The organism is Pseudomonas sp. NPDC089406 (assembly GCF_044900265.1).
GTDB classification, from domain to species: Bacteria; Pseudomonadota; Gammaproteobacteria; order Pseudomonadales; family Pseudomonadaceae; genus Aquipseudomonas; species Aquipseudomonas fakonensis.
In genome coordinates, this window is record NZ_JBJDNC010000019.1 from 1 (window position 1) to 18,010 (window position 18,010).

The 18,010-nt window shown below is 63.0% G+C and carries 17 protein-coding genes; 4 read left to right on the plus strand and 13 right to left on the minus strand.

Annotated elements, in window-relative coordinates; translation table 11 throughout:
* The first annotated feature begins 267 nt into the window (after nt 1-267).
* Nucleotides 268-1,356 (plus strand): AGE family epimerase/isomerase, encoded by a 1,089-nt coding sequence (locus tag ACI2KK_RS14840; protein ID WP_404669460.1) that lies wholly within the window; start codon nt 268-270, stop codon nt 1,354-1,356.
* A gap of 82 nt (nt 1,357-1,438) precedes the next feature.
* On the opposite strand, the gene ACI2KK_RS14845 is transcribed toward ACI2KK_RS14840, so the two are convergent.
* From ACI2KK_RS14845 to ACI2KK_RS14870, 6 genes are all read right to left on the minus strand, one after another.
* A complete protein-coding gene (locus tag ACI2KK_RS14845) occupies nt 1,439-2,206 on the minus strand; it encodes an SDR family oxidoreductase (RefSeq protein WP_404669461.1) in 768 nt (255 codons plus the stop codon).
* A 639-nt stretch (nt 2,207-2,845) separates the two neighbouring features.
* On the minus strand, nt 2,846-3,562 hold the full coding sequence (locus ACI2KK_RS14850; RefSeq protein WP_404669462.1) for an ABC transporter ATP-binding protein: 717 nt from the start codon (nt 3,560-3,562) through the stop codon (nt 2,846-2,848).
* On the minus strand, nt 3,559-4,434 hold the full coding sequence (locus ACI2KK_RS14855) for an ABC transporter ATP-binding protein (RefSeq protein ID WP_404669463.1): 876 nt from the start codon (nt 4,432-4,434) through the stop codon (nt 3,559-3,561). The genes ACI2KK_RS14850 and ACI2KK_RS14855 overlap by 4 nt, the downstream gene beginning before the upstream one ends.
* Nucleotides 4,431-5,732, minus strand: a complete 1,302-nt coding sequence (gene livM / locus ACI2KK_RS14860) for a high-affinity branched-chain amino acid ABC transporter permease LivM (protein WP_369988331.1) — start codon at nt 5,730-5,732, stop codon at nt 4,431-4,433. The genes ACI2KK_RS14855 and livM overlap by 4 nt, the downstream gene beginning before the upstream one ends.
* A gap of 2 nt (nt 5,733-5,734) precedes the next feature.
* A complete protein-coding gene (locus ACI2KK_RS14865; RefSeq protein WP_217887361.1) occupies nt 5,735-6,649 on the minus strand; it encodes an ABC transporter permease subunit in 915 nt (304 codons plus the stop codon).
* 154 nt (nt 6,650-6,803) lie between these two features.
* A complete protein-coding gene (locus tag ACI2KK_RS14870; RefSeq protein ID WP_404669464.1) occupies nt 6,804-7,940 on the minus strand; it encodes a branched-chain amino acid ABC transporter substrate-binding protein in 1,137 nt (378 codons plus the stop codon).
* A gap of 527 nt (nt 7,941-8,467) precedes the next feature.
* Between ACI2KK_RS14870 and pncB the strand changes: the two genes are divergently transcribed.
* Together pncB and nadE are read left to right on the plus strand one after the other, a co-directional pair.
* On the plus strand, nt 8,468-9,673 hold the full coding sequence (gene pncB / locus ACI2KK_RS14875) for a nicotinate phosphoribosyltransferase (protein ID WP_404669465.1): 1,206 nt from the start codon (nt 8,468-8,470) through the stop codon (nt 9,671-9,673).
* 3 nt (nt 9,674-9,676) lie between these two features.
* Nucleotides 9,677-10,504, plus strand: a complete 828-nt coding sequence (nadE, locus tag ACI2KK_RS14880; RefSeq protein ID WP_404669466.1) for an ammonia-dependent NAD(+) synthetase — start codon at nt 9,677-9,679, stop codon at nt 10,502-10,504.
* Between the two features lie 206 nt (nt 10,505-10,710).
* Here nadE and azu read toward each other — a convergent pair whose 3' ends face one another.
* Entirely contained in the window at nt 10,711-11,157 is a 447-nt protein-coding gene (azu, locus tag ACI2KK_RS14885; protein ID WP_217843659.1) for an azurin, read from the minus strand.
* A gap of 344 nt (nt 11,158-11,501) precedes the next feature.
* On the opposite strand from azu, the gene ACI2KK_RS14890 reads away from it, so the two are divergent.
* Complete coding sequence (locus tag ACI2KK_RS14890; RefSeq protein ID WP_404669467.1) at nt 11,502-12,089, plus strand: TIGR00730 family Rossman fold protein; 588 nt, start codon at nt 11,502-11,504, stop codon at nt 12,087-12,089.
* Nucleotides 12,090-12,120: 31 nt separating this feature from the next.
* Here the strand turns inward: ACI2KK_RS14890 and ACI2KK_RS14895 are convergent, their stop codons facing one another.
* The 6 genes from ACI2KK_RS14895 to ACI2KK_RS14920 all read right to left on the minus strand — a co-directional run.
* A complete protein-coding gene (locus tag ACI2KK_RS14895; protein ID WP_404669468.1) occupies nt 12,121-14,424 on the minus strand; it encodes a YgiQ family radical SAM protein in 2,304 nt (767 codons plus the stop codon).
* 214 nt (nt 14,425-14,638) lie between these two features.
* Complete coding sequence (dnaB, locus tag ACI2KK_RS14900; RefSeq protein ID WP_404669469.1) at nt 14,639-16,036, minus strand: replicative DNA helicase; 1,398 nt, start codon at nt 16,034-16,036, stop codon at nt 14,639-14,641.
* A 112-nt stretch (nt 16,037-16,148) separates the two neighbouring features.
* A complete protein-coding gene (rplI, locus tag ACI2KK_RS14905; protein WP_011535934.1) occupies nt 16,149-16,595 on the minus strand; it encodes a 50S ribosomal protein L9 in 447 nt (148 codons plus the stop codon).
* A 20-nt stretch (nt 16,596-16,615) separates the two neighbouring features.
* Nucleotides 16,616-17,482, minus strand: a complete 867-nt coding sequence (locus ACI2KK_RS14910; protein WP_404669470.1) for a hypothetical protein — start codon at nt 17,480-17,482, stop codon at nt 16,616-16,618.
* 33 nt (nt 17,483-17,515) lie between these two features.
* On the minus strand, nt 17,516-17,746 hold the full coding sequence (gene rpsR / locus ACI2KK_RS14915) for a 30S ribosomal protein S18 (RefSeq protein ID WP_003249563.1): 231 nt from the start codon (nt 17,744-17,746) through the stop codon (nt 17,516-17,518).
* Nucleotides 17,747-17,774: 28 nt separating this feature from the next.
* Nucleotides 17,775-18,010, minus strand: a 236-nt coding sequence (locus ACI2KK_RS14920) for a 30S ribosomal protein S6 (protein WP_404669471.1), incomplete at its 5' end; no start/stop codon positions are given.

An 18,010-nucleotide genomic window follows, 5' to 3' on the forward strand; every position in this document is an offset into this window, starting at 1 on the left:
TGACCGTATCAAGCTGAGGCTTAATGGCCTGAGCCCTGTTGAGTACAGGACTCAGGCTGCTGCCTAGAGCTGTCCAACTTTTTGGGGGCAGTCCATCCTGTGGGAGCGGGTTTACCCGCGAAGGGCTGCAAAGCAGCCCCCATCAATCCTGATTGAACGCTGACTGACATGCATCAGGGCAAGCCCGCTCCCACGCTGAGCACTGCCGCGAACTACTGGCCACTTCTGCTACCATGGCGCCCTGCCCGACCGTCCACGAGCGCCAGCATGTCCGACCCCCGCCCTGCATTGACCCGTTTCCGCCAGCATTTCGCCGAGCGCATCGTGCCGCTGTGGCAAGGCCCGGGCTGGAACGCCGACCTGGCCCTGCCCTACGAGGCACTGGACGCAACCCACCGCCCCTTGCCCGTGCAACGCTACCGGGCCATGGCCTGTGCCCGCCAGCTGTACCTGTTCAGCAGCCGCATCGGCCAACCGGGCGCGGCAGAGCGGGCGGCGGCGCTGTTCCGCTCGCTGCAAAAGCACTTCCACGACGCCGAGCACGGCGGCTGGTTCTACAGCATCGACGCCGACGGCAAGCCGCTGGACCGGCGCAAGGACCTCTACACCCACGCCTTCATCGTGTTCGCCTGCGCGCACTACTGGGGCAAGGTCGGCGAGGGGCTGGTCGAGGCCACCCTGAATGCCGCGCTGGAAGTGGTCAGCGAACAGTTCGCCCGCGACGATGGCCTGTTCGAGGCCAGCCTGGGTGAAGACTGGGCGGACCTTGGCAGCGGCCCGTTGCAGAACCCGCAGATGCACCTTGCCGAAGCTTTCTTGCAAGTGCTTGCCGTGCGTGAAGACGACGAGGTGCAGCAGGCGCTGCTGCAACTGTGTGAAGCGCTTCAGGAGCATTTTGTCGAGCCGCAGCACGGGCTGATGCTGGAGAAACCACGGGGGGCTGTGGATAACTGGTTCGAGCCGGGGCATCAGTTCGAGTGGTTCTACCTGCTGGAAACCTCATCGCTGCTGCGAGGTACGCCGTTGCACGGGTCCATCGCACGTGGGTTCGGCTATGCCGAGCAGCATGGCGTGAAGGATTCGGCAGTGCTGGCGATGCTCGACAGCAATGGCAAGGTGCTCGATGCCACCCAGCGTATCTGGGCGCAGGCCGAGTACCTGCGGGCATTGGCATTGCGCTCGGGCAATGAGGGCAAGCTGGCCACGCAGTTACAGGCGCTGGAATCGCGCTTCCTGCATGAAGGCGGTTGGCATGAGTGCCGCGATGGCGCAGGCGCCGTCAGCCGGCATGACATGCCTTCGACCACGCCCTATCACCTGGCGACCTGCCTGGAAGGCTTGCTGGGCCTGAGCTGACGCCATCGCCGGCAAGCCGGCTCCTACAGGTTGATCGGGACCCCATGTAGGAGCCGGCTTGCCGGCGATCTGGCCCTTGAACTCAGCCTTTGACCGAACGGTCGATGGAGAACCCTGCCCAGTCCTGGCTCACCGGCATCAGTTCGAGGCTGTTGATGTTGACGTGGGCCGGCTGGTTGAGGATCCAGAAGATGGTGTCGGCGATGTCCTGCGGCTGGATCGGCTCGGCGCCGGCGTAGGTGGCATCGTACTTGGCCTGGTCGCCACCGAAGCGCACCAGCGAGAACTCGCTCTCGCACAGGCCCGGCTCGATGTTGCTGACCCGCACGCCCGTGCCGCGCAGGTCGCAGCGCAGGCTCAGGGAGAACTGGCCGACGAAGGCTTTGGTGCCGCCGTACACGTTGCTGCCCGGGTACGGGTAGTTGCCCGCCACCGAACCCACGTTGAGGATCGACGCACCACGGCCGTGGGCGATCAGGCGTGGCAGCAGCAGGCGGGTGGTGTACATCAGGCCCTTGATGTTGGTGTCGACCATGGTCTCCCAGTCATCCAGGCTGCAGTTCTGCGCCGCATCCACTCCCAGGGCCAGGCCTGCGTTGTTGACCAGGGCCTGGAGCTTGTCGAAGGCCGGCGGCAGGCTGGCAATGGCCTCTTCCATGGCTTTGCGGTCGCGCACATCGACCACCAGGCTGTGCACTTCGGTCTTGGCCGACAGCTCGGCGCACAGCGCGTCCAGGCGTTCCTTGCGACGGCCGGTGAGGACCAGTTTCCAGCCAGCGTCGGCAAAGCGGCGGGCAGTGGCCTCACCGAAACCGGAAGTTGCGCCAGTGATGAATACGGTGGACGTCATGCGTTGCTCCTCGCAGTGGATAATCGTCGGCAGGCCTTGCAGCATGCCCGGCGCAGGCGTTGGCGACAACCGTTTCAGCAAATGCACAAAAAATGATCAACCCCGGCAAAGCCCCGCAACAGAGGGGCCAGGCCAGGCTATGCGCATGTTATCCACAAGCCTTTCCCCATGGATTGGGGGCAACTCGTCGGGTGCAGGGAACCGAATCGCTGCCGGGGAATCTGTGGAAATCTTTCGCTGATGGCGCAACGCTTTCAACCATGCCGGTTGTGGCGGTATGTCCAAGGGTTTTGCACAGAGTTATCCACAGAAATTGGTGTGCTGTGGATGAAGCGTTTGCAGGCCGAAAAGTGCAGGGAAATCATGCACAAGCGCTAGATGGTCAAATATTGAACAGCGCGACGGAGGCCTTGATTTACGTGGCGTAGCGCGACATGCCACCATGTTTTCCACAGGCGGTTCCACATATTCCGTGGAAAGATTTGTAGCTGTGGAAACAAGAGGTTGCGTGGGGGTTGTGGGAGGTCGCTGGAAAGATATGCGACAAGTTGTCCACATGAAGGATGAACCGCTGAAAAGCATCGCCGGCAAGCCGGCTCCTACAGGGACCGTGTAGGAGCCGGCTTGCCGGCGATCAGGTCAGTGCCCGCCTAGGTAAGCGCTGCGCACCTCTTCATTGACCAGCAACTCCTGCCCGGTGCCGGTCATGCGGATCTGCCCGTTGACCATCACATAGGCGCGGTCCGAGAGCTTCAGCGCATGGTTGGCATTCTGCTCCACCAGGAAGATGGTCATGCCGGTCTTGGCCAGCTCGCGCAGGGTCGAGAAGATCTGCTTGACCACGATCGGCGCCAATCCCAGCGACGGCTCGTCCAGCAACAGCAGCTTGGGCCGGCTCATCAGCGCCCGGGCGATGGCGAGCATCTGCTGCTCGCCGCCGGACATGGTCATGGCCCGCTGGTTGCGCCGCTCCTTGAGCCGCGGGAACAGCTCGTACATGCGCTGCATGTCCTCGTCGGCATGCTTGTCGCCGATGGGGATGGTACCCATCATCAGGTTTTCCTCGACGCTCATGTCGGGGAACACCCGACGCCCTTCCGGCGACTGGGCGATGCCGTTGGAGGCGATGTAGTGCGACGACTTGCGGGTGATGTCGGTGCCGCGGTAGACGATCTGCCCGGAGTCCGCCCGGGGCTGGCCGAAAATCGACATCAGCAGGGTCGACTTGCCGGCGCCGTTGGCGCCGATCAGGCTCACCGTCTCGCCCTCGTTGATGTGCATCGAGACCTTTTTCAGCGCCTGGATCGGCCCGTAGAACACGTCCAGGTCCTTGAGCTCGAGAATGGGTGCACTCATACCAGTTCCTCTTCGTCGGCACCCAGGTAGGCGGCGATCACCGTCGGGTTGTTGCGGATTTCCTGCGGGGCGCCTTCGGCGATCACGTTGCCGTGGTCGAGCACGACGATGTGGTCGGAAATGCTCATGACCATGCCCATGTCGTGCTCGATCAGCACCACGGTGATGTCGTGCTCGTCACGCAGCACGCGGATCATGCGGCTGAGGGCTTCGGTCTCCTGCGGGTTGAGGCCCGCCGCCGGCTCGTCCAGGCAGATGATCTTCGGCCGCGTGCACATGGCCCGGGCGATTTCCAGGCGGCGCTGCTGCCCGTACGACAACTCGCCGGCCAGGCGGTTGGCGCAGTCCACCAGGTCGACCACCTCCAGCCAGTAGAAGGCGTGGTCCAGCGCATCGCTTTCGGCCTGGCGGTAGCCCTTGGTGTTGAGCACCCCGGCCAACAGGTTGCGGTTGACCCACATGTGCTGGGCCACCAGCAGGTTTTCCACCACCGACATTTCCTTGAACAGGCGAATGTTCTGGAAGGTGCGCGCAAGGCCTGCGCGGTTGACCAGGTGGGTGCCGCCGAACATCTTGTAGTACAAGCGGTTGGCAAAGCGCGCCGGCGACACGAAATCGGCCGGCTGGAAGCGTTCGCCAAGCAGTTGGATGACGTTGGTGTGGCTGCCGCGCACGTTCAGCTCGATGCGCCCGCCACTGGCCTTGTAAAAGCCGGTCAGGCAGTTGAACACGGTGGTTTTGCCGGCGCCGTTGGGGCCGATCAGGGCGAAGATCTGATTGCGTTTGACCTTCAGGCTGACGTCGCTGAGCGCCTTGATGCCGCCGAACTGCATCATCAGGTTGTCGACCGACAGGATGATTTCATCGCTCATGGCGCCACTCCTTTACGCGGGACCACACCGGTACGGCTGATGCGGATCAGCCCCCGCGGTCGCCAGATCATCATCAGCACCATCAGCACGCCGAACAGCAGCACGCGGTATTCGGAGAAGCTGCGCAACAGCTCCGGCGCTACGGTCAGCACAAAGGCTGCAATCACCACGCCCACGGTCGAGCCCATGCCGCCCAGCACCACGATGGCGAGGATCAGCGCCGACTCGAAGAAGGTGAACGAGGATGGGTTGACGAAGCCTTGGTAGGTGGCGAAGAACACCCCGGCAAGGCCTGCAGTGGAGGCACCCAGGGTGAAGGCCGAGAGCTTGACCAGCACGTGGTTCAGGCCCATGGAGCGGCAGGCGATCTCGTCTTCGCGCAGCGCTTCCCAAGCCCGGCCGACCGGCATGCGGGTCAGGCGGTGCTTGATGTACAGCACCGCCAGCACGACCATGAACAGTACCGCGTAGATGAACACGAACTTGAGGTTGGCGTTGTATTCGAAGCCGAAGAACTCGTGGATCGGCACCCCGCCGTCCTTGGCCCGACGGCCGAATTCCAGGCCAAAGAAAGTCGGCGACGGCGCCGGCATGCCGTTGGGGCCGCCGGTGAACGACAGCCAGTTGTTCAGCACCAGGCGGATGATCTCGCCGAAGCCCAGGGTGACGATGGCCAGGTAGTCACCGTGCATGCGCAGCACCGGGAAGCCCAATATGCACCCGGCCAACGCCGCGGCGATGGCCGCCAGCGGCAGCACGCTCCAGAAGCCCAGGCCCAGGTACTGGTAGCCCAGCGCCAGGCCGTAGGCGCCGATGGCGTAGAACGCCACGTAGCCCAGGTCGAGCAGCCCGGCCAGGCCCACCACGATGTTCAGGCCCAGGCCCAGCAGCACGTAGATCAGGCCGAGGATGACCACGGTCAACAGGTACTTGTTGGCGAAGATCGGGAACACGATGGCGATCACGATCAGCGCCGGGATGATGTAGCGCAGTCGGGTCTTGTAGTCGGGCGCCAGCACGTGCACGCCGGAGCCGCCGCTGTCGAAACCCTGCTGGATGCGCTGGCCGGCGGCGCTCTGCAGGAACAGGCTGAGCACGAAGCGCCCGACCATCACCGCACCCACCAGCCAGGCCACGCGGCGCGGCTCGGCATTGAAGCTGTAGCCGTCGAGCACCACGCCGACCACCGGGCCGAACACGATCAGCGCCAGCAGGCCGGCGACGACGGTTTCGATCAGGCTGCGTTTGAGGTCGAGCCCCTTGGTTTGTGTTGCTTGGGCAGTATTGGCAACGGACATGGTCACACCTTAGCCACGAGTGGGCGGCCCAGCAGGCCTTGTGGACGGAAGATGAGGATGATCACCAGCAACGAGAAGCTGAACACGTCCTTGTAGTCGGAGTTGATCATGCCCGAGAACAGCGACTCGGAAATGCCCAGGATGATCCCGCCGAGCATGGCCCCCGGCAGCGAGCCGATGCCACCGAGCACCGCGGCGGTAAAGGCCTTGATGCCGATGATGAAGCCTGCGTAGAAGTCGAAGGTGCCGTAGTTCATGGTGATCAGCACGCCGGCCAGGGCGGCCATCACCGCGCCGATGACGAACACGTAGGAGATCACCCGGTCGGTGTTGATGCCCAGGATCGAGGCCATCTTGCGGTCTTGCTGGGTGGCGCGGCACATGCGCCCGAGCTTGGTGTACTTGATGACGTAGGTAAGCAGGCCCATGCCGACGAAGGCGGCCACCAGGATGAAGATCTTGGTGTAGGTGAGCTGTACGAAGCCGCTGCCGACATCGATGCGCATGGCGCCTTCGAGCAGGGTCGGTACCCCTTGCTGGCGCGCCCCCTGGCTGAGCTGCGCGTAGTTCTGCAGGATCAGCGAAATACCGATGGCGCTGATCAGCGGGGCCAGGCGGGTGGAGTTGCGCAGGGGCTTGTAGGCGATGCGCTCGATGGTGAAGCCATACACGCCGGTGACCACCACGGTGAACAGCAGCGTGCCGAGCATCAGCAGCGGGAAGGATTCGATACCGAAGTAAGCCAGCAATGCCAGGCTGATCGCCGCGAGGTACGCGGAGATCATGTACACCTCGCCGTGCGCGAAGTTGATCATGCCGATGATGCCATAGACCATTGTGTAGCCGATGGCGATCAGGCCATAGACCGACCCGAGGGTCAGGCCGTTGACCAGTTGCTGCAGGAAAATACCATCCATAACGCAATCTCACCTGAGCGAGACGGCACGAGCGCCGACCACGAAAAGCCACGGATGAAGCGGCCCCAGCAGCGCAGAACCGTGCAGGTCTCCGAAAAAGGACAGGTACCGCAGGGGCAATGGCCCGGGCTTGTGCCCGGGCCAGCTGCCGTTGTTATTTTTGTTTTTCCAGCTGGTGGTACTTGCCGTCCTTGTCCCACTGGTAGACCACGTAGTCGGAGACGGTCAGGTCGCCCTTGCTGTCCCACTTCTTCTCGCCCATGACGGTCTTGACAGGGTTGGCCTTGAGCCACTTGGCGGCGTCTTCGCCCTTGTTCGACTTGGCGCCGTTGAACGCGGCGGCCAGGGCTTGCAGCGAGGCGTAGGCATACAGGGTGTAGCCTTCAGGCTCGGTACCGGCCTTGCGGAACTCCTCGACCACCGCCTTGCTGTCCGGCAGCAGGCGCGGGTCGGCGCCGAAGGTCATGTACACGCCGTCAACGTACTGCGCACCGCCTGCCGTGGTGACCAGTTCGTCGGTGACGATGCCGTCGTCGGACATGAACTTGACGTCCTTCAGGCCCTGCTCGCGCAGCTGGCGCACCAGCGGGCCGGCTTCCGGGTGCAGGCCGCCGAAGTAGACGACGTCGGCACCGGCGGCGCGGATCTTGGTGACCACGGCGCTGAAGTCCTTCTCGCCGCGGGTCAGGCCCTCGTACAGCACAGGTTTGACGCCGCGTTTTTCCAGCTGCGCCTTGGTGGCGTCGGCCAGGCCCTGGCCGTAGGTATCCTTGTCGTGCAGCACCACGACCTTCTTGCCCTTGAGCACATCGACGATGTAGTCGCCGGCAACGATACCCTGCTGGTCGTCGCGCCCGCACATGCGGAACATCGCCGACAGGCCACGCTCGGTAACCTGCGGGTTGGTGGAGCCCGGGGTGATGGCGATCACGCCGGCCTCGTCGTACACCTCGGAGGCGGGGATGGTGTTGGAGGAGCAGAAGTGCCCGACCACGCCGATGACCTTGTCCTGGTCGACCAGGCGGTTGGCCACGGCCACGGCTTGCTTGGGTTCACAGGCGTCATCGCCCTTGACCAGGACGATCTTCTCGCCGTTGACGCCGCCGGCGGCGTTGATCTTGTCGGCCGCTGCCTGCGCACCTTTCATGTACTGCTCGCCAAACGCTGCGTTGGCCCCGGTCATGGGCCCCGCGACACCGATCTTGACGTCGGCCTGAACATACGAAGAAACACCCAGTGCGGTGGCTACAGCCAGTGCCAGGAAACCTTTCTTGTAAAACGTCTGCGACATGAGGTGGTGCTCCTAGAGTTTTTTTTGGTTGGCACTACAACTTCTCAGCCCTGTGCTCTGAGCAAGGGCCGTGCCATTGGTTTTGTCTTCCGGGAAAACACGCGGTGAAGGGCTTGGCGAGGCGACCGGCGGCCTTTTCTTTATTGAGCGTGCAACCGTCTGCCACGCGGCAGGCGCCACTGCTCGCCTAGACAAGTCGCAACCATCAAGTGCCATCATTGCAACCCTTGCGAGTGTTAACGTGCAACCAACCTGTTACAGCGCACCGTCACCGAAGTGCACACCGCTGGTGCGCGACTGCTACAGGGGGCACCGTTACAAGGCTAGCTGGTGCACAGGTAAAGCACCTGTTTTGGCTGTTCCGGCCTCTTCGCGGGCAAGCCCGCTCCCACAGGTACAGCACCGCTCTGGAGGATTGCATCGTACTTGTGGGAGCGGGCTTGCCCGCGAAGAGGCCAGTGCAGGCACATCAAGGCCGAAAAGGCTGGCACAATACCGCCCATTGCCCGCCTTGGAGCTTCCCCCTGATGAGCGAGAGCGCATTCGCCGAGCGCATCGTGCATAACCTGCTCGACACCGACTTCTACAAGCTGACGATGATGCAGGCCGTGCTGCACAACTACCCGGACGCCGACGTCGAATGGGAATTTCGCTGCCGCAACGGCGAGGACCTGCGCCCCTACCTCGCCGACATCCGCCAGCAGCTCGAACTGCTCTGCGAACTCACTCTGGACGACGGCCAACTGGCCTTTCTCGAGCGCATCAGCTTCCTCAAGCCCGACTTTCTGCGCTTTCTGCGCCTGTTCCGCTTCAACCTGCGCTATGTGCGCCTGGGCATCGAGAACGACCAGCTGTGCCTGCGCCTGAAAGGCCCGTGGCTGCACGTGATCCTGTTCGAAGTACCGCTGCTGGCGATCATCAGCGAAGTGCGCAACCGCCATCTGCACCCGCACATGCGCCTGGCAGAGGCGCGCGACCAGTTGCTGCGCAAGTTCGACTGGCTGCGCGCCCACGCCAGCACTGACGAGCTGGCCGAGCTGCAGGTGGCCGACTTCGGCACCCGCCGGCGTTTCTCGGGCCGCGTGCAGGAAGAGGTGGTGCGGGTACTGCGCGACGAATTCCCGGGCCGCTTCGTCGGCACCAGCAACGTCGACCTGGCCTGGAAGCTGGACATCAAGCCCCTGGGCACCATGGCCCATGAGTGGATCATGGCCCACCAGCAGCTGGGCCCGCGGCTGATCGACAGCCAGATCGCCGCGCTGGACTGCTGGGTACGCGAGTACCGCGGCCTGCTGGGCATCGCTTTGACCGACTGCATCACCATGGATGCGTTTCTCAAAGACTTCGACCTGTACTTCGCCAAGCTTTTCGATGGTTTGCGCCACGACTCGGGCGAGCCGGTGGCCTGGGCCGAAAAAGCCATCGCCCACTACCAGAAGCTGGGCATCGACCCGATGACCAAGACCCTGGTGTTCTCCGATGGCCTGAACCTGACCCGTTCGCTGGAAATCTTCCGTGCCCTGCGCGGTCGCATCAACGTCAGCTTTGGCATCGGCACCAACCTGACCTGCGACATCCCCGGTGTGGCGCCGATGAGCATCGTGCTTAAAATGACCGACTGCAACGGCTCGCCGGTGGCGAAGATTTCCGATGAAGCCGCCAAGACCCAGTGCCGCGACGAGAACTTCGTCGCCTACATGCGTCATGTATTCAAAGTCCCCAGCAAGGAGTAACCCATGCAAGCGGTTCAGCAAGAGATTGCCCAGGCGCTGAAGGTACAGCCGCCGTTCGCAGATGCTGCAGCGCTCGAGGCCGACGTGGCCCGGCGCGTGGCGTTCATCAAGGACTGCCTGGCCAACGCCCGGCTCAAGACCCTGGTGCTGGGCATCAGCGGCGGCGTCGACTCGCTGACCGCCGCCCTGCTCGCCCAGCGCGCCATCAACGAGTTGCGCGCCGAGACCGGCGACAAGGCCTACACCTTCATCGCCGTGCGCCTGCCGTACCAGGTGCAGCATGACGAGCACGACGCCCAGGCCTGCCTGGACGTGATCAAGGCCGACGAAGTGCACACCATCGATATCGCCCCGGCGGTGAAGGCCCTGGCGGCCGAGGTACAGGAGTTGAAGACCGGCTCGCCGACGTTGGTGGACTTCGTCGTCGGCAACGTCAAGGCACGCACCCGCATGGTCGCCCAGTACACCATCGCCGGCGCCCGCGCGGGCCTGGTGATCGGCACCGACCACGCCGCCGAGGCGGTGATGGGCTTCTTTACCAAGTTCGGTGATGGTGCCTGCGACCTGGCGCCGCTGAGCGGGCTGGTGAAGAACCAGGTGCGGGCCATTGCACGCAGCTTTGGCGCGCCGGAATCGCTGGTGGAAAAAGTACCGACTGCCGACCTTGAAGACCTGGAGCCAGGCAAGCCGGACGAAGCGTCGCATGGCGTGACCTACCAGCAGATCGATGCCTTCCTGCACGGCTTGCCGGTGGATCAGCAGGCGTTCGACATCATCGTCGCCACCTACCGCAAGACCCAGCACAAGCGCGAACTGCCGTTCGCGCCTTGATCAGGCTGTAGAAAGACCTGTGGGAGCGGGTTTACCCGCGAATACGTCGGTGAAACCACCATCGTATTCGCGGGTAAACCCGCTCCCACAGGGACTGCATAAGCTTGAGGCCAGCGCCGTACCTGTAGGAGCCGGCTTGCCGGCGATGAGGCCGGTTCAGGCAGCACAAGACAGTTGCTCCCACAGAGCCCAGCGTCAGGCTTGGCTTACTTGACTACAACCTTGCCCTTCATCATCGAGATGTGGCCCGGGAAGGTGCAGAAGAAGCTGTAGTCGCCACCGGCTTCCAGCTTGGAAGTGTCCAGGGTGATGGAGCTCTTCTCGCCGGCGCCGATCATCTTGGTGTGGCCGATGATCGCCGCGTTGTCGGCCTTGATGTAGTCCTTGTCCAGCCCTTGGGACATGCCCTCGGTGGCGATGCCCTGCATGTCGGCAGTCTTGCTGATCACCAGGTTATGGCCCATGACGTTCTTCGGCAGGCTGCCACCGTGGGTCAGTTCGACTTCGACGGTCTTGCAGCTCTTGTCGATGGTGAATTCCTTGGTGTTGAACGACATCTGGTCGGTCGAATCGACCGTCACCTTGCAGTCAGCAGCAAACACGGAGGCACTGGCGAGGGTCAGCAGGGATACCGCTACAGCTTTCGCAAACATCATGAATCTCCTTGGCAGGGTTTTATCAATTGCGAGACTGCCTGAAACCACCCCGCCCCTTCCTGATGTGGGTCAAGGGCTGTCAAGTGGCCAGCCAGTTGAATTGTTCAATGGATTGTATACAACCAATCTAAGAGCACATCATGCCCTCTTGATAGACGATGGGACAACCTCTCATTTAGGAGTAATTGAAATGTCCCTCTCAAGTTTCATCAACAGCTTGCTCGCCGCCTACGCCCAGGGCGCCACTGGCGCGGCCTGCGAGTTCTCCCGCCCGGAGTGATCGGGCTTTCAAGTCACGGCCTTGCGCCTTACCCTGTCAGCCCTGTGAAGGGAGACAAGCAATGCCAGTACGTTCCGTTTGTGTGTTCTGCGGCGCCAGCACCGGCGCCAACCCCGCCTACCGTGAAGCAGCCATTGCCCTTGGCCAGGCCATCGCCGGTCGCGGCCTGACGCTGGTGTACGGTGGCGGTGCGCTCGGCCTGATGGGCATCGTCGCCGATGCGGCCATGGCCGCAGGTGGCGAAGTGGTCGGCATCATCCCCCAGAGCCTGCTGGACGCCGAGGTTGGCCACAAGGGCCTGAGCCGCCTTGAGGTGGTCGATGGCATGCACGCGCGCAAGGCGCGCATGGCCGAGCTCAGCGATGCCTTCATCGCCCTGCCGGGTGGGCTGGGTACGCTGGAAGAATTGTTCGAGGTGTGGACCTGGGGGCAGTTGGGCTACCACGCCAAGCCGCTGGGGCTGCTGGATGTGAACGGCTTTTATGAAAAGCTGGGCGGGTTCCTCGACCATGTGGTCGACGAGGGCTTTGTGCGGCCGCAGCACCGGGCGATGTTGCAACTGGCGCAGCAGCCGGATGTGCTGCTCGATGGGATGGACAGTTTTGTTGCGCCGGTGGCGCCGAAGTGGGTCGACAAGGCCCCGGATTGAGTCAGGGGCCGCTTCGCGGCCCCTGCAGTGATCAGCGCGGAACTACTGGCTGACGCGGCTTCTTGTTGCCCTTGCCGCCACCCTTGGCTGCCTCTTTACGCTCCTTGGCCGCCTGCTGGTTGCGGGCGAACGCTTCGGCCTTGGCCTTCTCGCGCTTGTCCCACGGCTTGCTGCCATCGCTGGCGCGCGGCGGCAGGCCGGTGTGCTGGGTGAGGATCTTCTGCTCCTTGCCCACCTTGTGGCTGCCGGCCGGGGTCGAGTTCTTGCGCCGGGCGCTCTGGTAGCTGTCGGTCTGCGGCTGGTGCAGCGGGATCAGCTGGTGCTTGCCCGGGCCGATCAGGTCGGCGCGGCCCATGCGCTCCAGCGCTTCACGCAGCATCGGCCAGCCTTTCGGGTCGTGGTAGCGCAGGAACGCCTTGTGCAGGCGGCGCTGCTCCTCGCTCTTGACGATCTCCACCCCTTCGCTCTTGTACGTCACCTTGCGCAGCGGGTTCTTGCCCGAGTGGTACATGGCCGTGGCCGAGGCCATTGGCGAGGGGTAGAACGCCTGCACCTGGTCGGCGCGAAAGCCATTACCCTTGAGCCACAGGGCCAGGTTCATCATGTCTTCGTCGGTGGTGCCCGGGTGGGCAGCGATGAAGTACGGGATCAGGTACTGCTCCTTGCCCGCCTCTTTCGAGAACTTCTCGAACATGCGCTTGAAGCGGTCGTAGGTGCCGATGCCCGGCTTCATCATCTTGTCCAGCGGGCCACGCTCGGTATGCTCCGGGGCGATCTTCAGGTAGCCGCCAACGTGGTGGGTGACCAGCTCGCGCACGTACTCCGGCGATTCCACCGCCAGGTCGTAGCGCAGGCCCGAGGCGATCAGGATCTTCTTCACCCCCGGCAAGGCACGGGCCTTGCGATACAGCTCGATCAGCGAGCTGTGGTCGGTGTTGAGGTTCTCGCAGATGCCCGGGAACACGCACGACGGCTTGCGGCAGTGCTTCTCGATGTCGTGGCTCTTGCAGGCGATGCGGTACATGTTGGCGGTCGGGCCGCCAAGGTCGGAGACCACGCCGGTGAAGCCCGGCACCTTGTCACGCATCTCTTCGATTTCGTGCAGGATCGACTCGTGTGAGCGGTTCTGGATGATCCGCCCTTCGTGCTCGGTGATCGAGCAGAAGGTGCAGCCACCAAAGCAGCCACGCATGATGTTCACCGAAAAACGGATCATCTCGTAGGCCGGGATGCGCTCCTTGCCGTAGGCCGGGTGCGGGATGCGCGCGTAGGGCATGCCGAACACGTAGTCCATCTCTTCGGTGGTCATGGGGATGGGTGGCGGGTTGAACCACACATCCACTTCGCCGTGCTTCTGCACCAGGGCGCGGGCGTTGCCCGGGTTGGTCTCCAGGTGCAGCACGCGGTTGGCGTGGGCATACAGCACCGGGTCGTTACGCACCTTCTCGAACGACGGCAGGCGGATCACCGACTTTTCGCGGGTGACGCTTGGGCTGTCGAGAATCTGCACCACCTTGGCTTCGTTCGGGTCTTCCTGCTCGCCCTTGGCCTGCTCGATGGCGCAGGCCTGGGTATCCTGGGTGTTGACGTACGGGTTGATGATCTTGTCGACCCGGCCCGGGCGGTCGATGCGGGTGGAGTCGATCTCGTACCAGCCCTGGGGCGTGTCACGGCGGATGAACGCGGTGCCGCGCACGTCGGTGATCTGCTCGACACGTTCGCCCTGCGACAAGCGCTGGGCCACCTCGACAATCGCCCGCTCGGCGTTGCCGTACAGCAGGATGTCGGCGCTGGCGTCCACCAGAATCGAGTGGCGGACCTTGTCCTGCCAGTAGTCGTAGTGGGCGATGCGGCGCAGCGAGGCCTCGATGCCGCCGAGCACGATCGGCACGTGCTTGTAGGCTTCCTTGCAGCGCTGGCTGTACACCAGGCTGGCACGGTCCGGGCGCTTGCCGGCCAGGCCGCCCGGGGTGTAGGCGTCGTCGGAGCGGATCTTCTTGTCGGCGGTGTAGCGGTTGATCATCGAGTCCATGTTGCCGGCCGCGACGCCGAAGAACAGGTTCGGCTCGCCGAGCTTCATGAAGTCGTCTTTGGACTGCCAGTTGGGCTGGGCGATGATGCCGACGCGAAAGCCCTGGGCCTCGAGCAGGCGGCCGATGATGGCCATGCCGAACGAGGCGTGGTCGACGTAGGCGTCACCGGTCACGATGATGATGTCGCAGGAATCCCAGCCGAGCTGATCCATCTCCTCCCTGCTCATCGGCAGGAACGGCGCTGGCCCGAAGCATTCGGCCCAGTACTTGGGATAGTCGTAGAGTGGTTTGGCTGCTTGCATGTCAGTGACCGGTTCTGGTGTGCAGGGAAATCGCGGGCGCGGAATATAGCACAAATTTTGACCAAATCCGACGGTGGCGGTCGGATTCATAAGATCCTCAAGGAAAAAAACCGGCCCCTGTGGGAGCGGGTTTACCCGCGAATGCGATGTTGATTGCAGCATCGCATTCGCGGGTAAACCCGCTCCCACAGGGGCCGGTCAAACCCTGGTGGCTTTATTCGTCGTCGTCGAAGTTGTACATGCCCGGCGCGAGGTTCTCGAAGCGGGTGTACTTGCCGATGAACGCCAGGCGGATGAAGCCGATGGGGCCGTTACGCTGTTTACCAATGATGATTTCGGCCACGCCCTTGTGCTCGGTCTCGGGGTGATACACCTCGTCGCGGTAGACGAACATGATCACGTCGGCGTCCTGCTCGATTGCACCGGATTCACGCAAGTCGGAGTTGACCGGACGCTTGTTCGGGCGCTGCTCCAGGGAGCGGTTGAGCTGCGAGAGCGCGATCACCGGGCAGTTGAATTCCTTGGCCAGGGCTTTCAACGAGCGGGAAATTTCGGAAATTTCGTTGGTCCGGTTGTCACCGGCCGAACCCGGGATCTGCATCAGCTGCAGGTAGTCGACCATGATCATGCCGATCTCGCCGTGTTCACGGGCGAGGCGCCGGGTACGCGCACGCATTTCGGACGGGCTGATACCGGCGGTATCGTCGATGAACAGCTTGCGGTCGTTGAGCAGGTTCACCGCAGAGGTGAGCCGCGGCCAGTCGTCGTCGTCCAGCTGGCCGGAACGCACCTTGGTCTGGTCGATACGGCCCAGCGACGAGAGCATACGCATAACCAGCGATTCGCCGGGCATCTCTAGCGAGAATACCAACACCACCTTGTCGCTGCGCAACACGGCGTTTTCCACCAGGTTCATGGCGAAGGTGGTCTTGCCCATCGACGGACGGCCGGCAACGATGATCAGGTCAGCCGCCTGCAGGCCGCTGGTCTTCTCGTCCAGGTCGGTGTAGCCGGTGGAGATGCCGGTGATGTCGCTGTCGGAGTTGAACAGCGTGTCGATACGGTCGATGGCCATGGTCAACAGCTCGTTGACCCCCACCGGGCCGCCGGTCTTCGGCCGCGCCTCGGCGATCTGGAAGATCTGCCGCTCGGCGTCGTCGAGGATCTCTTCGGCGTTACGCCCCTGCGGGTTGAAGGCGTTGTCGGCGATGTCGGTACTGATGCTGATCAGCTGGCGCAGCGTGGCCCGCTCGCGAATGATCGCGGCATAAGCCTTGATGTTGGCCACCGACGGGGTGTTCTTGGCCAACTCCGCCAGGTAGGCCAGGCCGCCGATCTGGGTCGACAGGCCCTCTTTGTCCAGCTGCTCGTGCAGGGTCACCACGTCGAACGGCTGGTTCAGGTCGGCCAGCTTGTGGATGGCGCGGAAGATCAGCCGGTGGTCATGCCGGTAGAAGTCACCGTCCGAGACCTGGTCCAGCACCCGCTCCCAGGCGTTGTTGTCCAGCATCAGGCCACCGAGCACGGCCTGTTCGGCCTCGATGGAATGCGGCGGTACTTTCAGCGCTGCGGTTTGCAGGTCGAGCTGTTCGGAGCTGGTGATCTCGTTCATGGCCACGCAAGAATTCTGGGGGGACGAAAAAGACAAAGGGCACGGCCTGTGAAACAGGACCGTGCCCGATGTTAACCGGCTGGCTCCCAGGGAGCCAACCGGTCAGCGCAGCTTAGGCAGCTACGACGACCACACGTACGGTGGCTTCAACGTCGCTGTGCAGGTGCACGGCTACGTCGTATTCGCCAACCTGACGGATGGTGCCGTTCGGCAGACGAACTTCAGCTTTGGCCACTTCAACGCCGGAGGCGGTCAGGGCGTCAGCGATGTCGTGGGTGCCGATCGAACCGAACAGCTTGCCTTCGTCGCCAGCGGTGGCAGTGATGGTCACTTCCAGCTCGGCCAGTTGGGCAGCGCGGCTTTCAGCCGAAGCTTTCTTGTCTGCAGCAGCTTTTTCCAGCTCGGCACGGCGCTCTTCGAACGCGGCCAGGTTGGCGGCGTTGGCAACGGTGGCCTTGCCGAACGGCAGCAGGAAGTTACGGCCGTAACCGGCCTTAACATTTACTTTGTCGCCCAGGTTGCCCAGGTTAGCGACTTTTTCCAGCAGGATCAGTTCCATTTGGTAAAACCTCTTAACTTTTAACCTTCACCGTTCGCGGAGTCGTCACCCTGTGAGGGGGACTTGCGACCGCGAAAATCAATCAGGCTGTCGACAATGGCCAGGACCATCAGCAACGGGTAAATCAGCTGCAAGATCAGCGGCAACGTCACGTACATGCCCACCAGCCAGAAACCGGCCAGTCGACCCTGCCCCACCAGCCCGTGCATCAAGGCGATGCCGGCCAGTACCAGAACCAGGCTCGAGGCCGATGCCAGGATGATGAACTGCGGCCCGATGAACGGGGCCACCACCATCACTGCCACCAAGACCGCCATGGTCTGTTTCGGCAACTTCAGGGCGCGAAACTCGCGACCGAAGCCTCCAGGGTTGTACAACGCTGCCTGCCAATAACGCGCCAGCACCAGGGCCAACACGCTGAACAACTGCACCGTCACTGCTGTGGAGGCGACCAGCACGGGGCGGATCAGCTCACCGGAGAGCATCGGCTGCCCTTCGATCTTCGGCATGGCTTCGGCAAACGCCTTGGCCAGCACATCGAAGGTCTGTGCCAGCGCCTGGTCCAGCACGAGGCTGAACACCACGGCGAACACGGCACTGAACACCAGCACACGGCTCCAGGAATGCTCGGCGCGCAACAGCGCAGCGAGGCCGAGGGCACCAGCGGTCACCATGAAGGTGATCGGGTCGCCCATCAACCATACGGCCAGACCGGCCAGCAGGCCGCCGGCGATGACCGTCGAAGCATCCTTGAAACCACGCCGCAGCAGCACAAGGCTACCGGCGGCGGCACTCAACCAGAACAGCAGCGGCAGTACCGCGCTGATGACCACCACCAGGGTGGCCTGCACACGACCGCGCATGATGAAACTTGCTAACGCTCGCATGCCTATCCCTTACTGCTTGTCGACGACCCGGTCTCAGCGGCCGTGGCTGTCGGTGTAGGGCAGCAGGGCCAGGAAGCGGGCGCGCTTGATAGCGGTAGCCAGCTGACGCTGATAACGAGCTTTGGTACCGGTGATGCGGCTTGGAACGATCTTGCCGGTTTCGGATACGTAAGCTTTCAGGGTGTTGAGATCTTTGAAGTCGATCTCTTTCACGTCTTCAGCAGTGAAGCGGCAGAATTTACGACGACGGAAGAAACGTGCCATGTAATTGGCTCCTCAAAAAGTCCGTGGATTACTCGTCAGCGTTGTCGCTGTTGTCGCTGTCATTGCTGTCGTCGCCATCGGCGCCGTCGGCATTGTCAGGACGTTCACGACGCTCACGGCGCTCGCTGCGGTTTTCTTCGGCCTTGAGCATCTCGGACGGGCCGGTAACGGCTTCGTCACGACGGATGACCAGGTTACGGATCACGGCATCGTTGTAGCGGAAGTTGTCTTCCAGCTCGGCCAGCGCCATGCCGGGGCACTCAA